21 protein-coding genes are annotated in these 21,999 nt (G+C 66.2%); 8 read left to right on the forward strand and 13 right to left on the reverse strand.

What is annotated here, in order from left to right; all coding sequences use genetic code 11:
* Together K3181_RS00005 and K3181_RS00010 are read left to right on the forward strand one after the other, a co-directional pair.
* Positions 1–387: D-alanine--D-alanine ligase family protein (locus tag K3181_RS00005; RefSeq protein WP_486659996.1), on the forward strand; the 387-nt coding region annotated here is incomplete at its 5' end.
* A gap of 68 nt (positions 388–455) precedes the next feature.
* Complete coding sequence (locus K3181_RS00010; RefSeq protein ID WP_221599625.1) at positions 456–1,463, forward strand: D-alanine--D-alanine ligase family protein; 1,008 nt, start codon at positions 456–458, stop codon at positions 1,461–1,463.
* Here the strand turns inward: K3181_RS00010 and K3181_RS00015 are convergent.
* On the reverse strand, positions 1,460–2,185 hold the full coding sequence (locus tag K3181_RS00015) for an SDR family NAD(P)-dependent oxidoreductase (RefSeq protein WP_221599626.1): 726 nt from the start codon (positions 2,183–2,185) through the stop codon (positions 1,460–1,462). The two genes, K3181_RS00010 and K3181_RS00015, sit on opposite strands and share 4 nt — an antisense overlap.
* Before the next feature lie 213 nt (positions 2,186–2,398).
* On the opposite strand from K3181_RS00015, the gene K3181_RS00020 reads away from it, so the two are divergent.
* The 4 genes from K3181_RS00020 (at position 2,399) to K3181_RS00035 (ending at position 5,564) form a co-directional block, all read left to right on the forward strand.
* Complete coding sequence (locus K3181_RS00020) at positions 2,399–3,181, forward strand: succinate dehydrogenase iron-sulfur subunit (protein WP_247714807.1); 783 nt, start codon at positions 2,399–2,401, stop codon at positions 3,179–3,181.
* Positions 3,182–3,185: 4 nt separating this feature from the next.
* Positions 3,186–3,653: a PaaI family thioesterase gene (locus tag K3181_RS00025; protein WP_221599628.1), complete on the forward strand. Its 468-nt coding sequence runs from the start codon at positions 3,186–3,188 to the stop codon at positions 3,651–3,653.
* Positions 3,650–4,762 carry a cell division protein ZapE gene (zapE, locus tag K3181_RS00030; protein ID WP_221599630.1) on the forward strand — a complete coding sequence of 371 codons (1,113 nt, stop codon included), beginning with the start codon at positions 3,650–3,652 and terminating at the stop codon, positions 4,760–4,762. The genes K3181_RS00025 and zapE overlap by 4 nt, the downstream gene beginning before the upstream one ends.
* Before the next feature lie 103 nt (positions 4,763–4,865).
* Positions 4,866–5,564, forward strand: a complete 699-nt coding sequence (locus tag K3181_RS00035) for a pirin family protein (RefSeq protein ID WP_221599632.1) — start codon at positions 4,866–4,868, stop codon at positions 5,562–5,564.
* On the opposite strand, the gene K3181_RS00040 is transcribed toward K3181_RS00035, so the two are convergent.
* The 12 genes from K3181_RS00040 to K3181_RS00095 all read right to left on the reverse strand — a co-directional run bounded on the left by K3181_RS00040 (position 5,561) and on the right by K3181_RS00095 (position 20,663).
* Positions 5,561–7,459 carry an XrtA/PEP-CTERM system amidotransferase gene (locus tag K3181_RS00040; RefSeq protein WP_221599634.1) on the reverse strand — a complete coding sequence of 633 codons (1,899 nt, stop codon included), beginning with the start codon at positions 7,457–7,459 and terminating at the stop codon, positions 5,561–5,563. The two genes, K3181_RS00035 and K3181_RS00040, sit on opposite strands and share 4 nt — an antisense overlap.
* Positions 7,460–7,471: 12 nt before the next feature.
* Positions 7,472–8,461 carry an exosortase A gene (gene xrtA, locus K3181_RS00045; protein ID WP_247714808.1) on the reverse strand — a complete coding sequence of 330 codons (990 nt, stop codon included), beginning with the start codon at positions 8,459–8,461 and terminating at the stop codon, positions 7,472–7,474.
* Entirely contained in the window at positions 8,451–9,674 is a 1,224-nt protein-coding gene (locus K3181_RS00050) for a TIGR03087 family PEP-CTERM/XrtA system glycosyltransferase (RefSeq protein ID WP_221599636.1), read from the reverse strand. The genes xrtA and K3181_RS00050 overlap by 11 nt, the downstream gene beginning before the upstream one ends.
* Position 9,675: 1 nt before the next feature.
* Positions 9,676–10,734, reverse strand: coding sequence for a FemAB family XrtA/PEP-CTERM system-associated protein (locus K3181_RS00055; RefSeq protein WP_221599638.1), 1,059 nt, complete (start codon positions 10,732–10,734; stop codon positions 9,676–9,678).
* Complete coding sequence (locus K3181_RS00060; protein WP_221599640.1) at positions 10,731–11,600, reverse strand: XrtA system polysaccharide deacetylase; 870 nt, start codon at positions 11,598–11,600, stop codon at positions 10,731–10,733. The genes K3181_RS00055 and K3181_RS00060 overlap by 4 nt, the downstream gene beginning before the upstream one ends.
* 15 nt (positions 11,601–11,615) lie before the next feature.
* Positions 11,616–12,815, reverse strand: coding sequence for an XrtA/PEP-CTERM system-associated ATPase (locus tag K3181_RS00065; RefSeq protein ID WP_221599642.1), 1,200 nt, complete (start codon positions 12,813–12,815; stop codon positions 11,616–11,618).
* A 13-nt stretch (positions 12,816–12,828) separates the two neighbouring features.
* Entirely contained in the window at positions 12,829–14,499 is a 1,671-nt protein-coding gene (locus K3181_RS00070) for a preprotein translocase subunit YajC (RefSeq protein ID WP_221599644.1), read from the reverse strand.
* 4 nt (positions 14,500–14,503) lie between these two features.
* Entirely contained in the window at positions 14,504–15,571 is a 1,068-nt protein-coding gene (locus tag K3181_RS00075) for a P-loop NTPase family protein (RefSeq protein WP_345725425.1), read from the reverse strand.
* A gap of 15 nt (positions 15,572–15,586) precedes the next feature.
* Positions 15,587–17,104 (reverse strand): XrtA system polysaccharide chain length determinant, encoded by a 1,518-nt coding sequence (locus K3181_RS00080; RefSeq protein WP_221599649.1) that lies wholly within the window; start codon positions 17,102–17,104, stop codon positions 15,587–15,589.
* Between the two features lie 15 nt (positions 17,105–17,119).
* On the reverse strand, positions 17,120–17,764 hold the full coding sequence (locus K3181_RS00085) for an XrtA/PEP-CTERM system exopolysaccharide export protein (RefSeq protein ID WP_221599651.1): 645 nt from the start codon (positions 17,762–17,764) through the stop codon (positions 17,120–17,122).
* 161 nt (positions 17,765–17,925) lie between these two features.
* On the reverse strand, positions 17,926–19,152 hold the full coding sequence (locus tag K3181_RS00090) for a pyridoxal-dependent decarboxylase, exosortase A system-associated (RefSeq protein WP_221599653.1): 1,227 nt from the start codon (positions 19,150–19,152) through the stop codon (positions 17,926–17,928).
* Entirely contained in the window at positions 19,149–20,663 is a 1,515-nt protein-coding gene (locus K3181_RS00095) for an acyl-CoA ligase (AMP-forming), exosortase A system-associated (protein WP_221599655.1), read from the reverse strand. Before K3181_RS00095 ends, K3181_RS00090 begins: the two co-directional genes overlap by 4 nt.
* 26 nt (positions 20,664–20,689) lie before the next feature.
* On the opposite strand from K3181_RS00095, the gene K3181_RS00100 reads away from it, so the two are divergent.
* A complete protein-coding gene (locus tag K3181_RS00100; RefSeq protein WP_345725426.1) occupies positions 20,690–21,655 on the forward strand; it encodes a GNAT family N-acetyltransferase in 966 nt (321 codons plus the stop codon).
* A gap of 34 nt (positions 21,656–21,689) precedes the next feature.
* A complete protein-coding gene (locus K3181_RS00105; protein WP_221599657.1) occupies positions 21,690–21,992 on the forward strand; it encodes an acyl carrier protein in 303 nt (100 codons plus the stop codon).
* The last annotated feature ends 7 nt before the right edge of the window (positions 21,993–21,999 follow it).

Raw genomic sequence — 21,999 nt, forward strand, 5'->3', positions numbered from 1 at the left:
GATGACGAGCCGATCGCGCTGCCGATGCTGTGGTACGAGCGCGAGGACACGCAGCGCCTGTGGACCTATTACGAGAAGCGCGATCTCGTCGAAAACAAGGAAAAGGCCGCGCTCAAGCGGTTCGAAGATCCCGAGCTCGCGCCCCGGATCGAGGCGATGGCGAAGAAGGTAGCGCAGGAATTCGTGCCCTTCGACTACGGCCGCATCGAATTCCGGCTCGATCTCAAGACCGGCGATATCAATTTCATTGAGATCAATCTCAACTGCAATCTCTGGTCGGAAAAGGTGATGGCCAAGGCCGCCGCCCATGCGGGCTTCAGCCATGCCGATCTGCTCGAGACGCTGCTTGCCGAAAGCTGGCGGCGCAACGGACTGGTCGCACAATAATCACCGCGTAACCCGGCACTGCGCAACGACGCAGTGAACGACAACAAAACACGCAGGTCGCCATGTTGATGAACCGAATACCCACGCCGCTGACGATCGATTCCGCATCGAGAGAGCGGCTGCGCATCCTGTTCATCGCCAAGAATGCGCTGTGGGACGGCAGCGGCTCGCCCGAAGACGGCAACCATGCCTCCTACCATCGCGAAATGCGCCAGGTGCTCGAAGGCATCGGACTCAACCTCGCGATCGAGGACCGCTTCGAGGTGTTGTTCGACAAGCCCGAGGTCGATTTCGTCTTTCCGCTGCTCAACCGCGCCGGCTTCTTCAATTCGGAAATGCTCTGCCCGCTGCTGTGCGAACGCGCGGGCATTCCCTATCTCGGCGCGAGCCCGATTATTCGCGGCCTGGCAGACGACAAGCATCTGGCCAAGCGCGCAGCACGCGACGCGGGCGTGCCCACTGCACCCTGGGCGATCTATCGCCGCGGCGCGCCGATCGACCCCGCGCTGTGTCCCGAAGGCACGCGCTTCGTGGTCAAGCCGAACAATTCCTCGGCCAGCTGGGGTGTCAACGACGCCACCGACTGGGACAGCGTGCTGACCGCGATCGAAAGCGTCCACGCGCTCGGCCACGATGCGCTGGTCGAACCCTTCATCGACGGCAGCGATGTCGAGGTGCCGGTCATAACCATCGGCGGCGAGCCGCAGATCATGCCGATGCTGATCTTCCGCCAGGCCGATCCCTCGCACCTGCGGACCTACTACGAGAAGCGCGACCTCGTCGACCGGACACAGAAATACTCGCTCGATCCCTTCGAGAATGCCGAGATGAGCGTGCGCATCGCCGAGTTCACCCGCAAGCTGTGGGGCGAATACCGCCCCTTCGACTATGGCCGCTTCGAATTCCGTGTGAATGAAGAGACCGGCGAAGTGACTTTCCTCGAGCTCAACCTCAACTGCAATCTGTGGTCGCAGAAGGTCTTCGGTCGCGCCGCAGCGATGGCGGGGTGGACGCAGGAAGAGCTGATCGAGACGATCCTCGCGGAGTCGCTCCGGCGCCACGGCTTGCTGGGCTAGGCGGGGACTTCCTCGCCCTTCCAGTCGAAGACCTTGCCGCTGTCGTCCGGAGTGAGCCGATCGATCACTGCCAGCAGGTTCTGGGCCGCGTCCCGCGGAGCGATGAGCTGGCCTTTGGAAAGGTTCGCCTGGAAGGGCTGCGATAGCGCGGTATCGACCGTGCCGGGGTGCAATCCGGTGACTACCGCCTGGGGATGCGTGCGCGCCAGCTCGATCGCGAAATTCCGCAGCAGCATGTTCAGCGCCGCCTTGCTCGCGCGGTAGCTGTGCCACCCGCCGAGGCGGTTGTCGCCGATCGATCCGATCCGCGCCGACAGCACCGCGAAGACGCTGCGCCCCTCGCGGGGCAGCAGCGGCAGCATGTGCTTGGCGATCAGAGCCGGCCCGAGGGTGTTGAGCCGGAAGACCTCTTCCATTGTCGCGGCATCGAGGTGGCGAAAGCTGCGCTCGGGTCCCGTGCCGTCGGGCAGCGTGAGCACACCGCTCGCCACCACCACCAGCTCGGGCGGGCTTTCGGCCATGGCCTGCGCGGCGGCCGCGATCATGCTCTCGTCGGTGAGATCGAAGCGGAAACTTCGATATCGCCGGTCGGACGCCTCGCCCGAGCGGCTCCCCGCCCAGACCTCGATACCGCGGTCGGCCAGCGCGCTTGCCAGCGCACCGCCGATACCGCCGCTGGCCCCGAAGATCGCCGCGCGCCGAAAGAGCTTTCCTACATCCATCCTACCGACCTAGACCCCCGGCAGTATCTGCAGGTTCCCCGGATTTGCCCGGTTTGTCGGGCTTTTCGCGGAAGAAGGCGTTTTCGCCCTGGACCGTGTAACACCCGGTCCATGTGTAGGAACCCGCAGGCGAGGATTAGCGGTACACTCGGCCTTGCACCCCTCGCCCGAACCGCTAGATGGGTTTCGCAAAGCAACAGGACCGATAGCGTAATGGCGACCTTCACCCTTCCCAAGAATTCGAAGATCACCGGCAAGAGCCGCACCCACAAGGCCGAGGGCGGTTCGCGCATCCGCAAGTTCAAGATCTATCGCTACGATCCCGACAGCGGCGAAAACCCGCGCTACGACAGTTTCGAGCTCGATCTCGACGAGTGCGGCCCAATGGTCCTCGACGCGCTGTTCAAGATCAAGAACGAGATCGATCCGACGCTGACCTTCCGCCGCTCGTGCCGCGAAGGCATCTGCGGGTCGTGCTCGATGAACCTCAACGGCAAGAACGGCCTCGCCTGCACCACCGCGATCGAGGACCTCAAGGGCGAAATCCGCATAACCCCGCTGCCGAGCATGGACGTCATCAAGGACCTGGTGCCCGACTTCACCCATTTCTACGCGCAATATGCCAGCATCCGCCCCTGGCTGCAGACCGTCTCGACCACGCCGAGCGGCAAGGAGCGGCTGCAGTCGCCCGAACAGCGCGAGAAGCTCGACGGGCTCTACGAGTGCATCCTGTGCGCCTGCTGCTCGACCGCCTGCCCGAGCTATTGGTGGAACAGCGACAAGTTCCTCGGCCCGGCGATCCTGCTGCAGGCCTATCGCTGGCTCGCCGACAGCCGCGACGAGATGACCGGCGAACGCCTCGACCAGCTCGAGGACCCCTTCCGGCTCTATCGCTGCCACACGATCATGAATTGCGCGAACGTCTGCCCCAAGGGCCTCAGCCCGGCCAAGGCGATCGCCGAAACCAAGAAGATGATCGCCGAGCGCGCGATCTGATCCCTTGGCGCTGCGCGACGACGTTTTCGACCATGGCCCCGACCCGGACAATCCGGGCTGGCGCCACTGGAACCTGAAGGACCAGAGCCTGTTCAACGGCGCGGTGATGGGCAAGCTCATCACCCGCGTCGACGACGACGGGAAGGCGCGGCTGCGCATGTTCCCCGAGCGGCGGCACGAGAACCTGCAGGGCATCGTCCATGGCGCGGTGACGCTCTCGCTGATCGACATCAGCCTGTTCACCACCATGCACACGATCGGGACGGGCAATGCCGGGCCCTCGGTCACGCTGGAACTGTCGACCCAGTTCGTCGGCGCCGGCCAGGTGGACCGGCCGCTCGACGCGGTCTGCGAGATCGTCCGCGAGACGGGCAGCATGGTCTTCGTGCGCGGCGCGGTCGAGCAGGAGGATCACATCGTCGCGAGCTTCTCGGGCATCGTGAAGAAGATGAAGCGCCGGGTCACCCCGTGAGCGGCATGCTCGCTCGCTACGAGCGGCTCGTCGCCGCGGGCGAACTCAGGGTCGATCCCGACCAGCGACGGGCCGCAGAACGGCTCGACCGGCTGCAGAAGGACCTAGAGGCCGACAGCTCGGGCGGGCTGCTCGCGCAGCTGTTCAAGCCGAAGAAGGCGCGGCCGCAGGGCGTCTACATGTGGGGCGGCGTCGGGCGCGGCAAGTCGATGCTGATGGACCTTTTCGTCGAGACGCTGGGCATCGTGGAGAAGCGGCGCGCGCATTTCCACGAGTTCATGCTCGAAGTCGATCGCCGCATGCGCGACCGCCGGACCAGCGATCCGGGCGATCCCACGGGCAAGGTCGCGCGCGACATCGCCGCCGACGTGCGCTGCCTCGCCTTCGACGAGATGGTGGTCACCAACACCGCTGACGCGGCGATCATGGCACGGCTGTTCACCGCGCTGATCCGCGACCAGGGCGTGACCGTCGTCACCACCAGCAACCGCCCGCCCAAGGACCTCTACAAGGACGGGCTCAACCGCTCGCTCTTCCTGCCCTTCATCGACCTCGTCGAGGAGGAATTCGACGTGCTCCCGCTCGATGGGCCGACCGACTACCGGCTCGACCGGCTCGGCGGCATGGGGACCTGGCACGCCCCGCTCGGCGATCCCGCGACGGCGCAGGTGCGCGAGGCCTTCTTCCGCCTGACCGATTACAAGCCCGAGGATGCCGACAACGTCCCTTCGGGCGAACTCGACCTGGGCGGTGGTCGCACGCTGCACGTGCCCAAGTGCCTCAAGGGCGTCGGCGTGTTCAGCTTCAAGCGGCTGTGTGGCGAGAACCGCGGCGCGGCGGACTATCTCGCCATCGCGCATGCCTATCACACGGTGATCGTCGTCGGCATTCCCGCCATGTCGCCCGACAACCGCAACGAGGCGATCCGCTTCACCAAGCTGGTCGATGCGCTCTACGAGAACAACGTCAAGCTGTTCGTCACCGCGGCGGCAGAACCCGAGAACCTCTACACCGCAGGCGATGGCGCCTTCGAATTCGAGCGGACAGTGAGCCGCCTCAAGGAAATGCAGAGCGCCGACTACATGGCGCGGGGGCATGGCCTCGCCTAGGCCCGAGGCCGGGCAGTCACACCGGTGTTTCTTGACGGCTTTCCCGCCGCACCCACATCGGGCGCATCCCGGCGTCAACACCCCGCCGATGTGAGAAAAACCAATGATCGATATCCGACCCTTCGCCTCGCTCGGCCATGCCAACCACGGCTGGCTCGATGCGCGGCACCACTTCAGCTTCGCCAATTACCACGACCCCGAGCGCATGGGCTGGGGCAGCATCCGCGTGTGGAACGACGACACGATCCAGGCGCAGACCGGTTTCCCCCTGCACCCGCACCGCGACATGGAAATCGTCACTTTCGTGCGCAAAGGCGCGATCAGCCATCGCGACAGCCTGGGCAACGAGGGCCGCACCGCGGCGGGCGACGTGCAGGTGATGAGCGCAGGCACGGGCATCACCCATGCCGAAATGAACCTCGAGGACGAGGACACGACGCTGTTCCAGATCTGGATCATCCCCGATCGCGCGGGCGAGCAGCCCGGCTGGGGCCAGCGCGAATTCCCCAAGGCCACCCGCGAGGGCGGCTTCGAGGTGCTTGCGAGCGGAACTCCCGAGGCCGACGATGCGCTGCCGATCCGGACCGACGCCAAGGTTGCTGCCGCGACACTGGCGGCGGGTCAAATCGCGACCTGGACCACCTCGGGCGAGCGCCACCAGTATCTCGTCGCGCCCAAGGGCCGGGTCAAGGTCAACGGTGTCGAGGCGCAGCCGCGCGACGGGATCGCCGTTACCGGCGAGAACACCATCGTGGTCGAGGCGCTCGAAGACGCCGAAATAGTGCTGGTCGACGCGCGCTAGGCGCTCGGCTGCAGGTGCCGCAGCGAGCGCTCGAGCATCAGCAGCTGCCACAACACGCGGCCGTGATCCGAACGGCCCGCAATATGGTCGTCCGCGAGGCGTGAAAGCGCCTTGCGGGCGAACCATCCGCTGCCGGTGAGCAGCTCGCTCGAGGCGATGGCGCGCGCCTCGCCCGCGAGCGGGCCGCGGAACCATTCCGCGAGCGGGGTCACGAAACCCTGCTTCTGGCGATAGAGGATGTCCTCGGGCAGGTAGCGCTCCATCGTGTGCTTCACCAGCCACTTGCCGGTGTTGCCGCGCAGCCGCTGGCGATGTGGCAGTCGCGCGGCGAATTCGATCAGCCTGTGGTCGAGCAACGGCTCGCGTGCCTCGAGCGCCACCGCCATGCTCGTGCGGTCGGTCTTGGTGAGAATGTCGCCGGGCAGCCAGAACTTGAGATCGGCATATTGCGCGCGGTCGAGCCCGCTTCGCGCTGGAGCCTCACGCATCAACTTCTCGAACGGTTGCTCCGCCCGGTATGCTCCGCGCTCGCGGATCAGCGTCTCGCCGTAAAGCGGCTCGCGCTGCTCGGGGGCGAGGATGGCGAGCGCACGCGCATAGCCCGCTTCACCGCTCGCAGCGAGCGACAGCAAGGTCGTCCTGGCGCGGAGTGGACGCGGCGCCCAGTCGGCCTTGGGCCAGAGCCGCCCGAGCGCGCCGAAAACGGGCTCGCGCAGCGCGCTTGGAAGGAACATCCGCGCCTGTTCCTCGCGCATCTGGAACAGCTGGCGGCGATAGCCGGCAAAGGCCTCGTCGACTCCGTCGCCCGACAGCGCGACGGTGACGTGTTCGCGCGCCAGTTCGCATACGCGCAGCGTGGGCAGCGCGCTGGCATCGGCGAAGGGCTCGTCGAATATCGCGGCGATGCGGTCGATCTCGCCGAACTGGTCGGCAGAGACGATGCGCTCGTGGTGGTCGGTTCCGAAGAGCTCGGCCACCTGCCGCGCATGGCGGGTCTCGTCGACGCTCTCGACATCGAAGCCGATCGAGCAGCTGGTCACGGGTGCCGTGCTCGCCTCACTCATCAGCGCGACGACCGAGGAGCTGTCGACCCCGCCAGACAGGAAAGCGCCCAACGGAACGTCGGCGACCATGCGGCTGGTGACGCCTTCGCGCATCAGGTGGAGCAGCTGCGCCGAAAGGTCCTCGGTCCGCCCTCGTTCGCGCTCGGCGAAACTCACGTCCCACCACTGCCGCGGCGGCCCGGGTTCGCGCCCGTGTTCGAGCAGCAGGAAATGGCCCGCGGGAAGCTTCTCCACCCCCTTGAGCATCGCGCGATGATCGGGGACATAGCCCCAGGTCATGTAGTCCTCGATCGCCAGCGGGTCGATCTGCCGGCGCATCAGTGGGTGGGCGAGCAGCCCCTTCATCTCGCTGGCGAAGGCAAGCGCCCCGCCCTCCAGCCGTGCAAGGTAGAGCGGTTTCACGCCGAGCCGGTCGCGCGCCAGGAACAGCTGCCGCCGCTCTAGATCGTAGAGCGCGAAGACGAACATGCCGTCGAGGCGCGAAAGGCAATCGGGTCCCCACTTCTGCCATGCGGCGAGGATGGTCTCGGTGTCGCCATCGGTGCGGAACACCGCCCCGCCCTGTTCGAGCTCGCGGCGCAACGCGCGGTAGTTGTAGATCTCGCCGTTGAAGACGATCACTGCACGACCGTCGGCCGAATGCATCGGCTGTGGCGATCCTTCAAGATCGATGATCGACAGACGTCGGTGTCCCAGCCCCACGCCGGGGGCAGTCCACACACCGCTGCCATCGGGTCCGCGATGCGCCAGCGCATCGGTCATCCGTTCGACCCGCTTGGGATCGACCGGCTTGACCGTCTCGAAATGGAAAAGTCCCGCGATCCCGCACATAGGCGAGCGTGCCTAGCCGAGCCGCGCGAGCACGGCAAAGACCAATGCGGCAGCCAGCGCTGCACCGAAGGCCAGTGCCGGTCTTGCGCGCCAGCCCTCGAATCGGTGGACCAGCGCCATCGTGCCGAGGTCCTCAGCGGACAAACCGGCCTCCTCCGGCTCGCGCTCGAACCAGCGCCAGGCGACGCCCAGCACCAACGCGATGACCACGCCGAAGAAGACCCAGCCGTAGACAATGTGATCGAAGCTTCCTGCCGCCTCTGCGCCGACGAACTGCGCGATGTAGATCGTCGCCCAGGCGCGAATCCCATTGGCCACGATGGGCACCACGATGCAGGCGAGCAGAAACCAGAAGCGGCGCGTCCAGCTGGTGAAGCAGCTGTATGCCACGAGCACACCGAGCGCGAGCATTGCGATGAGGAATTTCACCCCCGAACATTCCTCGGCGACGATGAACAGCCCCGCGGGCGTGTCGATATGTATGCCGTCGGCGACGGTATCGATGCCGCTCAGTTGCGACAGCGCAGTGGCGATTTCGGCGGTGATCATCTGCAGCGGCGGAATGAATTCGCCGCCGAAGGGCACCAGGACGAAGGCATAGCCGAGCGGGAATGCCAGTAGAAGCCCGGCACGCAGGCCCAGAATCGCGAGCACCGCCCCCTGCAGCGACAGCACCGCCCCGCCCTGCGCTATGGTGTTGATCCCGAGCTGTCGACCCACAAGCCAGGTCGCCAGGCCGAACAGCATCCACAGGAGGCCAGGCCACCACCCGGCGAGAGGCACCTTCACCAGTTCGTCGCGGCGGAGCCAGACCAGCCAGGCGATGATCGGCGGGACGAGCAGGATGTGGCTGTAGGTATCGATGTCCCACCACTGGTGAGCCATCTCGCTCCAGTCGGCGAAGGTCAGTGCGACCAGCACGATCCATGCGCACAGGACCATCAGGCCGGGATGAACCCGCGCCGCCATGGTCGACCGCGTCAAGACGAGGTTACGCGGCATCGCGCGCCGACGCCCTCTTGCCGACCAGTTCGGCTAGCGCGGCCTCGACACCGTCCCAGCTCATCCGATCGACGACGAACCGGCGCGCCGCCCGACCCATGGCCCGCGCGCGCTCCGGCTCGGCGAGCAGAACCTCGATCCGCGCCAGCATGGAGGCGGGTTCGGCTCGCGCAATTGCGAAGTGCTCGCCATCGCAGGCATCGATCCCGGTGGCCGCACCCGGTGTCAGCACCACAGGCCGGGCCATCGCCATGGCTTCGAGCACCTTGTTCTGGACGCCGCGCGCGATCAGCAGCGGCGCGACGACGAGGTCGGCCGATTTGAGATAGGGACGGACATCGGGCACCTCGCCCCAGACGCGCGTTCCGTTTTCGCCATGCCTGTCCCGCAGACTCTTTACCGGCGCGCGGCCGACAATGTGGAATCGGGCGCGTGCATAGGTCTTGCGCAACGCGGGCATGATCTCTTCGATCATCCATTCGGCGGCGGCGATATTGGGCGCGTAATCCATCTGTCCGGTGAAGACGAGCTGCGGGTCCTCGCCCTCTTCGAGATCGGGCTGCAGCGCCACCGGCGCGGGATCGAAGAAGGCCGCGTCGATCCCGTTACCGAGCGGCCGCAAGCGCACCGCGGTTGGATCATCGACCCGCGAGCGGAACAGTTCGGCCTCGTTCTCGCTGATCAGCAGTGTGACATCGGCGCGGTGGGCCAGCCGTTCCTCCTCGCGCGCGAGCAGCCGCCCTTCCCGGCGGTTGATCCACCTGCGCTGGCCGGCTTCGGCATAAGCTTCGAACTTGGCGCTATCGACATCGCACAGATCGAAGACCACACGCCCGCGATAGCCATCGGGAATGTACTGCCCCATCTGGCCGGAGAAGACGAAGATCGTCTCTACGGGATGGTTGGTCAGCGTCTTCGCGACATAGCGGTGCATCGTCGCATCCTCGAAGGCGGTCAGGCTCACCGGTCGAACCCTCAGCAGCGCTTCCGCCCCCGCCAGCGGAAGCGGCTTGGCGCGGTGGATAAGCGCATGCGTCTTGGCGATCCCCGCCAAAGCGGGCTTCTGCGCCATGTCGAGCGCGGTCTCGCCGAAGGTGCCGACATGAACCGGGCCGAGCTTCGCCAGTCCCTTGAGCAGGTGATGCGATCGGATCTTGTCGCCGCGATCCGGGGGAAAGGGCACGCGGTGCGCGAGAAACAGGATCTCGCTCACGTCAGCCCAACCCGCGCGCGATGAAGGGTCCGATCCGCGTCGCCACGGACAGAGGGAGCTTCTTCCAGAGGTCGATGCTCGCCGAGTAGCTCTGGTCGGTGGGGTCGATATTGCGCGCCGTGCCGCCGGGGGCTGTCCAGCTCCAATAGGTCAACGGCTCGGGCTCGAAGCCCTGCCATTTCTTGAAGTTGTAAGGCCCGCTGCCGACCTTCGAACGACCGTAGTCGTAATGCGTGCAGCCGCGCGCGCGGCCATGATCCATCAGTTCGAAATAGACGCGCTCGTTCGACTTGAGCGCGCGCGCCTCCGCCCCGCCGCCGCCCCAGTAGGGCATCACCGCACCATTGTGATAGAGCGACAGCACGCTCGATACCGCGCGGCCCTCGTGCAGCGCGGTGAGGATATCGGCGTCCTCGCCGAAGTGATCGAGCACCGCTGCGAAGAGCTTGCGCGGGAACACCGGCGTGCCGAGATTGTGCACGCTCGCCGCATAGCAGCGATAGAATGTATCGAGATGATTGCTGTGGCCCACCACGATCTCGAGCGGCGAGCGCAGGCATTTGCGCACTTCGGCGCGCGCCTTGCGCGGGATCGCCTCGAGCTCGGCTTCGTGGTCCGCAGCCAGCGGACGCGAGAAATTGGCATGCTTGCCGGTGATCGGCTCCCAGCCCTCGCCCGCCGTCCCGCCCCGCAATTCGACCGAGGAAACCGACAGGCGTTGCGCCATCTCCTGCGCCGCGCGGCACAGCATGGCGCCCGCTTCGTCGCTCTCGGAGAGCACCCCGCCACCGACCCCGAAGCCGCTGGAGACGAGAGCCGGGGAGAACAACGCCGACCGCACTTCGGTCAGCGGCAGCCAGCCCGCGATTGCGCCCGCACGCTCGGCCACCAGCCCGAGGCCGCGCTGGCCGGTGCCCTGCTCGATTGCCAGCAGCCAGGCCGGCCGGTGGAACGGTGTCGCGCCGTGCTCGGCGACGAAGGCTTCGATCCGCGCACGCTCCCGCGCGTCGCTGAGGTCCGCCTGGCGGACGAGCAATGCAGGTCCCGAGGCGTCGGTCATGCGGCCCAGGCGAAACTGCGCGGCATCTCGCGTGCGGCGAGCGCATCCATGCGACCCCAGGCGAAATCACCGAGCAGGGTGGAGAGCTTGCCCTCCATGCGGGCGAGATTGGTATAGTGCCGCAGCCGCGAGCGCAGTGGCGCCTCGGCTACGCGGGGCTGCCCGGGATCGACTTCCCATGGATGGAAATAGAAAACCGCCGGTCGCCCCTCGCGATTGACCTGGCGGATCGCCCAGCGGCTGAACCCATAGGGAAGCACGCGGAAAAAGCCGCCCCCGCCCGCCGCGAGGCGACGCCCGCGAAAGAGCGCGGTGGTGACCGGGATTTCGACGAGATCGCTGCCCGCAACAGGATTGAAGGCAAAGCGCGGCGCTTCGCGCCAGCCGTAGTGATCATGCACCACCGGCGCGACCGAGGAGGAGTAGGCATAACCGTGTTCGGCGAGTACCTCGTGCGCCCAGCGATTGCGCGCATCGATCGAGAAGCTCGGCGCACGGTAGCCGGTGACCTCCTGTCCGCCCGCATCCTCGAGAATTGCCCGCGCCCGCGCGATGTCCTCGGCGAACTGCGCGCGGGTGAAGGTGAACACGCGGGTATGGTCGTAGCCGTGGCTGGCCAGCTCGTGGCCGCGCTCGACAATGGCACGCATCGCGGGCTTGTTGCGCTCGGCGACCCAGCCCAGCGTGAAGAAGGTCGCCTTGACCCCGGCCCCGTCGAACAGGTCGAGGATGCGCGCGACATTGTCGCCCACACGCAATTCGAGACCGTCCCAGTCGCCGCGCGAGATCGTGTTCTCGAACGCGCCGACCTGGAACCAGTCCTCGACATCGACCGAGAGGCCGTTGACGATGGTGCTCTTGTCCACGCCCCCTCCCGAAAGCTATGCGGCCGCGCGCGACCCTTGCGCTTCGAAATAGTCGATCATCATGGTCAGCACATGGCGCAGCGAGCGTTCCTGCTCGTCAAGCCGCGCTTCGATCGCCGCCAGTCGCTGATCGACTTCCTCGGACATATCGCCAGTGGCGCGATTCTCACCCATTTTTTCGACTTCACGGCGCAGCGAGGCGAGATGCTTGTCGCGCTCGGCGAAAGCAGCCTCGATCGCTTCGATCTGGTGATCGAGCAGGCCCTTCTCGCGCGTCGTGTCGGGTTCAGTCGCGGGGGCTGGCGGTGCCGGGCGGTCCTCGTCGCGCGCACGCGCGATCGCGTCGGCTGCCGGTAGGTCGCGATCCGGGCGCCGCTTGGCCGCAACCGGCACTTCGGGTGCCGCATCGCCGGCCATTTCTTCCACCACCGCATCGAGCATGTCGGGCTCGAGAACAGCCTGTTCTTCGACCGCGCCCAGCAGCAGCAGGCGGGTCATGACCTGGTTGACCTTGCGTGGAATGCCCCCGGTGGCCTTGTGCAGCTTGACCCAAATGCCGCTCGCCATCTCGGGATTGCCGTTCCAGCCGACATGGTGCAGGCGATGCATCACATAGGGCTCGATTTCGCCCGGCTGCATCGGTTCGAGATGGTGCGCCGCGATGACCCGCTGGCGCAGCTGCTCGAGTTCATCCGAATGCGCCAGCAGTTGCTTGAACTCGGGCTGGCCGAGCAGCAGCGTCTGCAGCAGCGGGTGCGAGCCGAGCTGGAAGTTCGACAGCATGCGCAGCTCTTCGAGCGCGCCGATCGAGAGGTTCTGCGCCTCGTCGACGATCAGCAGCGAGCGTCGCCCGTGGCGCGCCTCTTCGTGCAGGAACAGCTCGATCGAGGCGAGCGCGGCGGCCTTGTCGCCGCCCTCGACATCGAGACCGAAACTGCGCGCGGCAACGTGGATCATCTCCTCGCCGTCGAGTGCGCTGGTGACGACCTCGCCCACGGTCATGCGCTTGTCGTCGAGCTTCTGCTTGAGATGCGCGACCAGCGTCGATTTGCCCGAGCCGACCTCGCCGGTGATGACGATGAAGCCCTCACCCTGGTTGAGACCATAGCCGAGATAGCTCAGCGCCTTCTTGTGCGTCACGCTCTCGAAATAGAACGCCGGATCGGGCGTGAGCTGGAAAGGCCGCTCGCTGAAACCGTAGAATTCTTCGTACATCAGGTGCGTCCTATCAGAAATCGTAGCGCAGGCCGAGCAGGGCCGATGCGGTTGTGAAGTTGTCGGGTGCGAGATCGCTGTCGAGCATCGAGATTGCGACCGCAGCGCGGGCCGAGAGGTTGCGGACCACTTCCTCGCTGTAGCTCGCCGAACCGCCGATCGCGCTGACATTGCCCGCTCCGGCCGTGCCGCTGTCGAACCAGCTGGCATAGGTATTGACCGAGAAGGCGCCGCGCGGGCCGACCGGGCCCCCGACCCCTGCCGCCACGTAATAGCTCTCATCCACTATGCCGTCGGCGAGTGCGAGCACGGTTCCCGGCGCACCGATGAACTTGCGGCGGTCGTAACCGGCGCCGATCTGTGCGGTCATGCGGCCGATCCGGCGCGAATAGCTGGCGACCACGCCGCGTCCGCGGAAGACCGAGGAGCGCACCGAGCCGAGCAAGCCGTCGAGGCAGCCGCTACCGTCGAGCGTGTTGACGCAGCCGGTCAACTCACCCGTGACCGGATCGCGGGTGACGGTGAAATCGGTCGGCAAGGCGGCAAGCGCGTTGTTCAGGCGGCCGCCGAAGCCCTGGATCCCGTCGTAGACGCCGATCGAGAGGTTGCTGCGGCTGCTCGGCTTCCAGCTGAAATTGCCGTAGAAGGTTTCGCTGTCGTAGCGATGGCCGAAATGCGCCTCGAGCTGGGTGCGGCTGCTGGGCGACCAGACGACGCCGACATCCCAGATCAGCCCGCTCGCCTCGTAGGCGATGATCCGCGGGCTGGCCGAGTCGGTAACATAGCGACCGTCGGTGCCGATCACCGGATTGCCGTCCGCGTCGCGCACCGCATCTCGGCTCGACACTTCGACATCCTCGACACCCGCACCGGCAACGACTGCCAGCGTCGGTGACAGCGGGACGGTCACGTCGCCGCGGAAGTAGGCATCGCGCACGCGCTGGTCGAGGTTGGAGACGTCTTCCTGGTAGTATCCAGCGCCCACGCCGATCCCGACGGGGAGCGGTTCACCCGGGCGGGTTCCAGCGCGCAGGTTCGCGCTATGGGTGATGCTCTCGTCGAACAGATCCGCGGTGGTCCCCGTCGTGGTCACGAAATCGGGCCCGTCGACGCGCGTGTAGCCGATGCGATAATTCGCACTGACATCGACATCGCCCGCGCGCGTCTGGAGAGTGGGTCCTGCATAGGCCGAATAGGTCTGGGTCGTAAGATTGTCGTCGACGATCGGATTGATCACCGAGCGGCCCTGGGCATCGACGCGCGTGCTGCTCGCGAGCGCGCCCGCTTCCACCGTCAGGACGCGCGGAACGATCGAGGCATAGCCACGCGCTACACCGGTGATGGTGTCCGAATCGGCACCTTCCGACTGATGCGCGAAATTGCGTTCGTAGCGCAGCGAGACGCTGCCGCCGTTGTTGCGACCGACGATCGAGGCATCCACGCCGGCGGCGAGTTGGGTGTAGGTGACCACGTCACTGCCCGGCGAAATCTGCCAGCTGGCGAGCGAGTTGGCCTCGATATAGGGATCGATGCTGGTCCGACCGCCGCCATAGGAGACACCTTCGGACTCGCTCTCGCCGGCATCGGCGCCCTCGTAGGACTGCGCGTGCAGCGGCGCCCCGTGGAGCAGAGCCGCGCCCAGCGTGGTGGCGGCAAACAACGCGAGTTTCGTGCAATGGGCCATGGGTTTACTCCCCATATCCGTAATAGGTGCCGAACTTGCGGCCGCTCGGACTGAAGGTCGCATCGTTGAGCAGCAGCTTGATGTCTGGGCAGGCCGACAGGAGGTCGATCGCATCCTCGAGCGCGGCGCGGCCGGTCATGTCGGCGCGTGCGACGAGCAGCGCCTGGCCCACGTGCTTGGCAAGCTCGGCCGCCGGGGTCGCGGCGAGCGCGGGTGGGCTGTCGAACACGACCATCCGATTGGGCGCGCCGCGGGTCAGGCGGTTGAGCACCGACCAGGTCCGTTCGCTGGCGAGATATTCGCTGTCGCGTCCGGTGCGCTGACCTGCGGGCAGAACGAACAGGCCGGGAATGTCGGTCCCGACGACGTAATCCTCGACATGCGCCGACGGGTCGGCGAGCACGTCCATGAAGCCCTTTCCGGCGTCGAGGCCGAGCTTGCCCATGATCGAAGGCTTGCCGAAATCGGCGTCGATCAGCAGCACTTCCATGTCGCGCTCACCCGCCAGCGCGATCGCCAGATTGAGCGCGCAGAAGGTCTTGCCCTCGTTGGGATGCGGCGAACAGACGAGCACCCGACGCGCATGCTGGCTCCCGGCTGCCTTGGCGGAGGCGAGGACCTGGCGCTTCACGATGCGGAATTCCTCGAGCAGCATCGAAGCACCGCCGTCGGGATCGATCAGGCCCTGTTCGCGCAGCAACGAGCGTACGATTTCCCTCTTGGCTCCGGTGAAGGAAACGGCGGGACCTTCGGGCTCGGCGGGAGCCGCTGGCGCCGCCGGCGCGGCGGCCGAGGAAGCAGCATTGGGCGTGGCCGACTCGCCGATCCAGTCGGATGCCCGGCGACGCGGCGGTTCGGCGGACGTGGGAGCCGGCGCAGGCGCTTCCGTCCGGCGCTTGGGGGCGAATTTCTTGGCCTTGTCGCTGTCGAGCTTATCGGGCACTGCGGCGGGCGCGAGCTTGTCGAAGCCGAAGGTGCCGCTGGCGCGTTCGAGCAGAGAGCCGCGCTTGGGCTTGGCGCTCTCGTCCTTGGCGCCATCCTTGGGCGGCTCGATATTGGTGGGCTTGTTCACTGACACGTATCCCCCTCAGGCCACCGAGCCGACCTGGATCATTTCGACCACGAGCAGCAGGAAGCATACCGCTCCCAGCCCGCCCGCACCGGCGAGGAACTGCTTGAGACGCAGCTTCTCGCGCACCCGCGCCGCATCGGTCATGGAGCGCGAAATCGTTCCGATGACCGGCAGGTCGAGCGTGCGCTCGAGCTTTTCCGCAGTGGTGAAGCTCGACTTGAGCTGCCCCATCACGAAGGCCACGCCGCCGCCTACCGCGATGCCCACGACGAGCACGCCAAGCAGCAGCAGAGGCCGGTTGGGCGCCGCGGGATTGCGCGGGGCCGTCGGCGGGTCGATGACCTCGAACTGGAAGGCGCTGCGCTCGGTTTCCACCTGGCCGCGCAGGCGCATTTCCTCGCGGTTCTTGAGCAGCTCGTCATACTTGTCCTTGAGCACCTCGTAATCGCGGCTGATGCGATTGGCTTCGGCCGCCACTGCGGGCTCGTCGGCCTGCGTCGCGATCAGGGCCGAAATGTCGGACTGGAGCGCAGCCTTGCGCGCCTCGAGCGCCTGGACATTGGCCTGGCGTTCGGCGCGGATCGACACCAGCGAGGTATACGCCGGATTGGGCGATCCGCTTGAGCCGGCCGGCTCGCTGGCCGCCTGGTCGCGCAGTGCTTCGATCTGGCGCTTCTGCGCCTGGATGTCGGGGTGGCTGTCGGTCAGGCCCTTCGCGCGCATCGCGGCAAGCTGTGCCTGCGCCTGCAACAAGGCCCCGCGCGCGCCGCCGCTTTCGGAGGTCAGAATACTGCGCGGCGTGCTGGAAATCTGGCCGTTGATCGCCGCCAGCGCGCTTTGTGCCGCGGCGATATCGGCATCGATCCCGCGCATTTCGGTGCGCATGGTCTGCAGCCGGCTCGAAACCGTGCCGGTGCCCCCGATCAGATCGGGATGCTCGGCCTCGAAGGCCAGTCGGCGCTGTTCGGCCGCCTCGAGTTCGCGTTTGCGGTCCTCGAGCTGCTGGTCGAGGAAGGCGAGCGTTTCGGCCACGTCGCCCCGATTGCCGGCGATGTTCGATTCACGAAAGATGTCGATCAGGCTCTGGACCACGTCCTTTGCGAGCGCCGCGTTCTCCGCGTCGCTGAGGCTGGACTTGCCGACCGTTGCGGTGATCTCGAAGAGGTTGTCCTCCTCGCTCTTGACCACGATGTTCTTGGTCAGATCCGCGACCGCGCCCTGCATTTCGCTGTCGGTAGCGATCTTGTCACCGAGCTTGGTGCTGCGGATCACCCGTTCGAGGTTGACCGCACTGACGAGCGTCTGGCGGACCTTGGTGATCGCCTGCTTGCCGTCGCCCGAAATATCGAGCTGCTCGGACAGCACGTCTTCGAGCTCGACATAGATCCGCGCGCGGCTTTCGTAGCTGTTGGGAATGAAGGCGACCGCGAGCCAGCCGAGGATGCAGACCACCCAGGCCACGGCGAGCGCGACCCAGCGGCGGTTCCACACCGTGTGCAGCGCGCTACGAAGTTCGTCGAGAACGTCCTGCATGCCCCCCGGCCTTTCCTAGAACGTGCTTTCGGGGATGATGATCACATCGCCCGGCTGGAGGAGGACATTGGCCTTGCTGTCGCCGTGCTTGAGCAGGTCGCTCAGGCGCAGCGCATATTCGCGCTGGCGACCGAGCTGCTTGTCGAAGCGGATCAGCTTGGCGCGGTTGCCCGCGGCGAATTCGGACAGGCCGCCAACCGCGATCATGGCGTCGAGCACGGTCATGTTCGCGCGGTAGGGAAGCGAGGCGGGTTTCTCGGTCGCGCCGACGATGCGGACTTGCTGGCTGAAGGTGCCCGCGAATTCGTTGACGATCACCGAGACCAGCGGATCCTCGATATACTGGCTCAGCTGGAGACGGATGTCCTCCTCGAGCATCGAGGGCGTCTTGCCCACGGCGGGCATGTCCTTGACCAGCGGGATGGTGATACGGCCGTCGGGACGCACCTGGATCTTCTCCGCGCCCAGCTCGGGATTGCGCCACACGTGGATGGTCAGCGAATCCAGCGGGCCGATGACATATTCCTCACCCGGCCCTTCCTGCATGGCAACGAAGGTCGCCGGCGGCAGCTCCGTCTCCGGCCCGGCAGTGCAGCCGCCCAGCACGAGCGTGGATGCGGCGCATCCGGCAAGGAGGCTGGCAGTTCGGGTGAAACGCATATGTGTATCCCTGGTATTGTCCGCGGTCGATCCGGACGCATGGTGCGCCCGATATTCGCCTGATTGAACCAACTATTGCCCGAAAAAGGTGAACAGTCGGTTAGCCATGGGATAGCGACCCCGCCGAAATCCCGCCTTTTGCGCGCCTTACCACAGAGGTTTCAGACAAGCATTTCGGCTGCGGGGCCCTGTCCCAGAAAGGCACTGGGCGACGCGCTGGCGCCATAGGCCCCGGCGCAGAAGACCGCGACCAGATCGCCCACTTCGGCATGCGGCAGCAGTGCCTTGTCGGCCAGCCGGTCGAGCGGGGTGCACAGGCAGCCGACGACATTGACCTCTTCCTCGCCTTCCGCGTCAAAGCGGCTGGCGATGGCGACGGGATAATTGCGCCGCACCACGGTGCCGAAATTGCCCGAGGCGGCGAGTTGGTGGTGCAGGCCCCCGTCGGTGACGAGATAGGTCTCGCCGTAGCTGACTTTCCTATCGACGATCCGGGTGAGATAGACCCCCGCCTCGCCGACGAGATAGCGCCCGAGTTCGATGAAGAGTTCGGCGTCGGCCAGTGTACCGGGAAGGTCGGAGAAGCGATCTTCGAGGGCGGTGCCGACCGCGGCGATATCGAGCGGGGCGTCGCCGGGGAAATAGGGAATGCCGAAGCCGCCCCCCATGTTGAGCTTGGGCAGCACCACAGCCGCCTCGCGCGCGAGGCGATCGGCGCAGTCGAGGACCTTGGCCTGCATGTCGATCACCGCCTCGGCCGAAAGCGCCTGGCTGCCGGTGAAGATATGCAACCCGCGGAACTCGGCGCCCGCCTCGACGATGCGCCGGATCAACGTCGGCACCCGCTCGGCATCGACGCCGAAGGGCTTGGCGCCGCCGCCCATCTTCATCCCCGAGCCCTTGAGTTCGAAATCGGGATTGACGCGGACGGCGAGGCGCGGTCGAATTCCGAGACGCTCACCGATAGCGAATGCACGCTCCGCCTCGGTCTCGCTTTCTAGGTTAAGCGTGACTCCAGCAGCGATCGCCGCCTCGATTTCCTCCTCGCGCTTGCCCGGCCCTGCGAAGCTCACCCGCGCAAGGTCGAAACCGCTCGCGCGGACCATCTCCAATTCACCGCCCGAGGCGATGTCGAGTCCGTCCGCAAGGTTGGAAACGAATTTCAAAAGTGGGGCAAAGCTGTTGGCTTTAATCGCATAATTGATCTTGAGCCGGTCCGGCATGGCTTCCCTTAGCGCAGCGAACCGCCGGGCGATCAGATCCTGCGAGTAGACGAACAGCGGGGTGCGCCCCGCCTGCTCGACCCAGTGGCTCGCAGGCCTGCCACCGATCGCCAGCTCGCCATCGATCGCTTCGAAGCCCTGGGGAATGGGACCGAGCGGCTTCATGCGCCAATCTCCGCGGCTATCGCCGTCCGGTCGAGCTTGCCATTGGGATTGAGCGGGAGGCTTTCGCGCCAGTGGATGACATGCGGTTGCATGAAGTTGGGCAGCTCCTTCTGCAGGGCCTTGGGGAGCGCTGCCTCGGCGTCGATCGCGCTGGCACTGGGACGCACCACGAGGTGGATTGCGTGCCCGAGCTGCTCGTCCTTCACACCCAGCGCGACGGCCTCGGCAACCAGCCCGGTGCCGAGCGCCGCGCTTTCGATCTCCTGCGGGCTGATGCGGTTGCCGGCGCTCTTGATCATCGCGTCGCGGCGGCCGACGAAATAAAGCAGGCCGTCCTCGTCGCGCATGACCCGGTCGCCCGACCAGACCGCGGTGCCCCCATGTTCGGACATCGCCGGCGCGGGCTTGAACCGCTCCCCAGTGCGCTCGGCATCCTGCCAGTACCCTTGCGCCACCAGCGGCCCGCAATGGACCAGCTCGCCCTCCTGTCCCGCCGTTGCGAGCGATCCGTCGTCGGCGATGACGAGGATTTCGGCAAAGGGAATGGCCTTGCCCATCGAGGTCGGGTGCGTATCGACGAGCGCCGGGTCGAGAAAAGTCGACCGAAACGCTTCTGTCAGCCCATACATCGGGAAAAGCTTCGTTTCCGGAAACTTGGTACGCAAATCTCGCACCAGATCGATAGTCAGTGCACCGCCCGAATTGGTCATGCGCCGCAAGCTCGCGACCGCCTCGTCCGGCCAGTCCAGCCCTGTCAGTTGCACCCATAGCGGGGGCACCGCCGCGAGCGTGGTCACGCCATGACTTGCGCAGGCCTTGGCTACGTCGCGCGGGAAGAGGAAATCGAGCGGGACAACGCTGCCCCCCGCATACCAAGTAGAGAGCAGCTGGTTCTGGCCGTAGTCGAAGCTCAGCGGCAGTACCGCCAGCGTGACGTCGTCCTCCTCCAGCCCGAGATAGTTCGCCACGCTGACCGCGCCGAGCCACATGTTCGCATGGCTCAGCATGACGCCCTTGGGCTTGCCGGTCGAACCGCTGGTATAGAGGATCGCCGCCAGTTCTTCGGGATCGTGGTCGGAGAGGCCGAGCGTCGCGCCTTCGGCCTCCGCTTGCGCCAGAACCTCGGCTTCGTCGAGGATCTCGCATTGCGATGGTACATCGCCCTCTTCGAGCGAGGCTATACGCGCCTTGGTACCCATCAGCAGCGCCGCGCCGCTGTCGGCAAGGATATGCGCCACCTGGGCACGCTTAAGCAGCGGGTTGATCGGCACATGGACCAGCCCGGCCCGTGCCGCAGCGAGCGGCAGCAGGCAGGTCAGCTCTCCCTTGGCCGCCCAGCTCGCCACGCGCACGCCCTTCCCCGCCTTCGTCGCCAGCCATCCGGCGAGCAGGGCGACACGTTTCCTCAACTCCTCGAAGCTAAGCGTGCGGTCGCGCAGCACAAGCGCAGGCGCCTGTGCACGTCCGCGCTCGGCCAGTTGATCGAGCGGTTGGGGCGTGGGATCAGGCATTAACGCTCCTGAGCGAGGAATTCCGGGTGGACATCGCGGTCAGCTATCACGACAGCCTTACCAAACTGCAAGCGCTCGATTGGCCCGCCGAGGGGCCTTTCGACAGGCTCGACTGGTTCGCGCTGCTGGACAAGCCTCTGATCGCGATGGCCGAAGGGGGCGGCGAGCGTGTCGCGCTGGCCTTGCACGAGACTGACGATGGTCTCGCCAGCCTGACCAACTGGTTCAGCTTCACCTGGCGCCCGCTGGGCCGGGAACCCCGCCTGCTCACCGCCCTCGCCCGCGACCTGCACCAGCGCACGCACCGCGTCACGCTGTCACCGCTTCCCGACGAGGACGGCAGCGCCTCGACGGTCGAGGACGCCTTCCTCGACGCCGGCTGGCTGGTACTGCGCGAGCCCTGCGACGAAAACCACGTACTCCCCGTCGCGGGACGCAGCTATGCTGACTATTGGGCGACGCGGCCCGGCAAGATGCGCACCACGCTCAAGCGCAAGGCGAAGAAGGTCGAGGTCGAAATCCTGACGCACTTCGACGAGGCATCATGGCAGGACTATCAGGCAATCTACGCCGAGAGCTGGAAACCGGAGGAAGAGCGCGCCGACATCCTCGAGACCTTCGCCCGCGCCGAAGGCAAGGCAGGACGCATCCGCATCGGCATCGCTCGCGCGGACGGCGTGCCCGTCGCCGCGCAATTCTGGACCGTCGAAGGTGGTACCGCCTACATCCACAAGCTCGCCCACACCGAAGCCGCCAAGCCACTCTCGGCGGGCACCACGCTCAGCGCCGCGCTGTTCGAACATGTCATCGATACCGATGGCGTCGAGCTGGTCGATTTCGGCACCGGCGGCGATGCGTACAAGCGCGACTGGATGGAGGTTAACCGGCCGCGCTATCGCCTGACCTGCTTCGACTGGCGTAAGCCGCACGCATGGCCCGCTCTCGCCAAGGCCATGGTACGCCGTCTTGCACCGCACAAACGGCCCAGCTAAGGGCATCGCCTTCGAAGCAGGGGAAGCCTCAGGAATGACCGCCGAAACCGCAAATGCCGCGCCGACCGGGCCGAGCCGCAGCGATATCGACCAGACGCTGCGCGCGATCCTGTGCGACGTGCTCGGGCTCGATCGGAAGCAGGTCGAAGGCTTCGACGGCGACACCGGCCTTTTCGGTCATCTCCCCGAACTCGATTCCATGGCGGTTGCGGGCCTGCTCACCGAAATGGAAGACCGGCTCGACATCGTCATCGAAGACGAGGACGTCGATGGCGAGATGCTCGAGACCTATGGCGGCCTGCTCGCCTTCGCCGAAGCCAAGGTCGTCGAGGGATAAACCCCGC

It is taken from the genome of Qipengyuania mesophila, assembly GCF_019711655.1.
Lineage (GTDB): Bacteria > Pseudomonadota > Alphaproteobacteria > Sphingomonadales > Sphingomonadaceae > Qipengyuania > Qipengyuania mesophila.

What these genes read in the sequence shown, in the direction of transcription:
- K3181_RS00010 (WP_221599625.1), top strand. Translation starts at nt 456, where the DNA reads ATGAACCGAATACCCACGCCGCTGACGATCGATTCCGCATCGAGAGAG.
- K3181_RS00015 (WP_221599626.1), bottom strand. Translation starts at nt 2,185, where the DNA reads ATGGATGTAGGAAAGCTCTTTCGGCGCGCGGCGATCTTCGGGGCCAGC.
- K3181_RS00020 (WP_247714807.1), top strand. Translation starts at nt 2,399, where the DNA reads ATGGCGACCTTCACCCTTCCCAAGAATTCGAAGATCACCGGCAAGAGC.
- K3181_RS00035 (WP_221599632.1), top strand. Translation starts at nt 4,866, where the DNA reads ATGATCGATATCCGACCCTTCGCCTCGCTCGGCCATGCCAACCACGGC.
- K3181_RS00040 (WP_221599634.1), bottom strand. Translation starts at nt 7,459, where the DNA reads ATGTGCGGGATCGCGGGACTTTTCCATTTCGAGACGGTCAAGCCGGTC.
- xrtA (WP_247714808.1), bottom strand. Translation starts at nt 8,461, where the DNA reads ATGCCGCGTAACCTCGTCTTGACGCGGTCGACCATGGCGGCGCGGGTT.
- K3181_RS00055 (WP_221599638.1), bottom strand. Translation starts at nt 10,734, where the DNA reads ATGACCGACGCCTCGGGACCTGCATTGCTCGTCCGCCAGGCGGACCTC.
- K3181_RS00065 (WP_221599642.1), bottom strand. Translation starts at nt 12,815, where the DNA reads ATGTACGAAGAATTCTACGGTTTCAGCGAGCGGCCTTTCCAGCTCACG.
- K3181_RS00070 (WP_221599644.1), bottom strand. Translation starts at nt 14,499, where the DNA reads ATGGCCCATTGCACGAAACTCGCGTTGTTTGCCGCCACCACGCTGGGC.
- K3181_RS00080 (WP_221599649.1), bottom strand. Translation starts at nt 17,104, where the DNA reads ATGCAGGACGTTCTCGACGAACTTCGTAGCGCGCTGCACACGGTGTGG.
- K3181_RS00085 (WP_221599651.1), bottom strand. Translation starts at nt 17,764, where the DNA reads ATGCGTTTCACCCGAACTGCCAGCCTCCTTGCCGGATGCGCCGCATCC.
- K3181_RS00090 (WP_221599653.1), bottom strand. Translation starts at nt 19,152, where the DNA reads ATGAAGCCGCTCGGTCCCATTCCCCAGGGCTTCGAAGCGATCGATGGC.
- K3181_RS00095 (WP_221599655.1), bottom strand. Translation starts at nt 20,663, where the DNA reads ATGCCTGATCCCACGCCCCAACCGCTCGATCAACTGGCCGAGCGCGGA.
- K3181_RS00105 (WP_221599657.1), top strand. Translation starts at nt 21,690, where the DNA reads ATGACCGCCGAAACCGCAAATGCCGCGCCGACCGGGCCGAGCCGCAGC.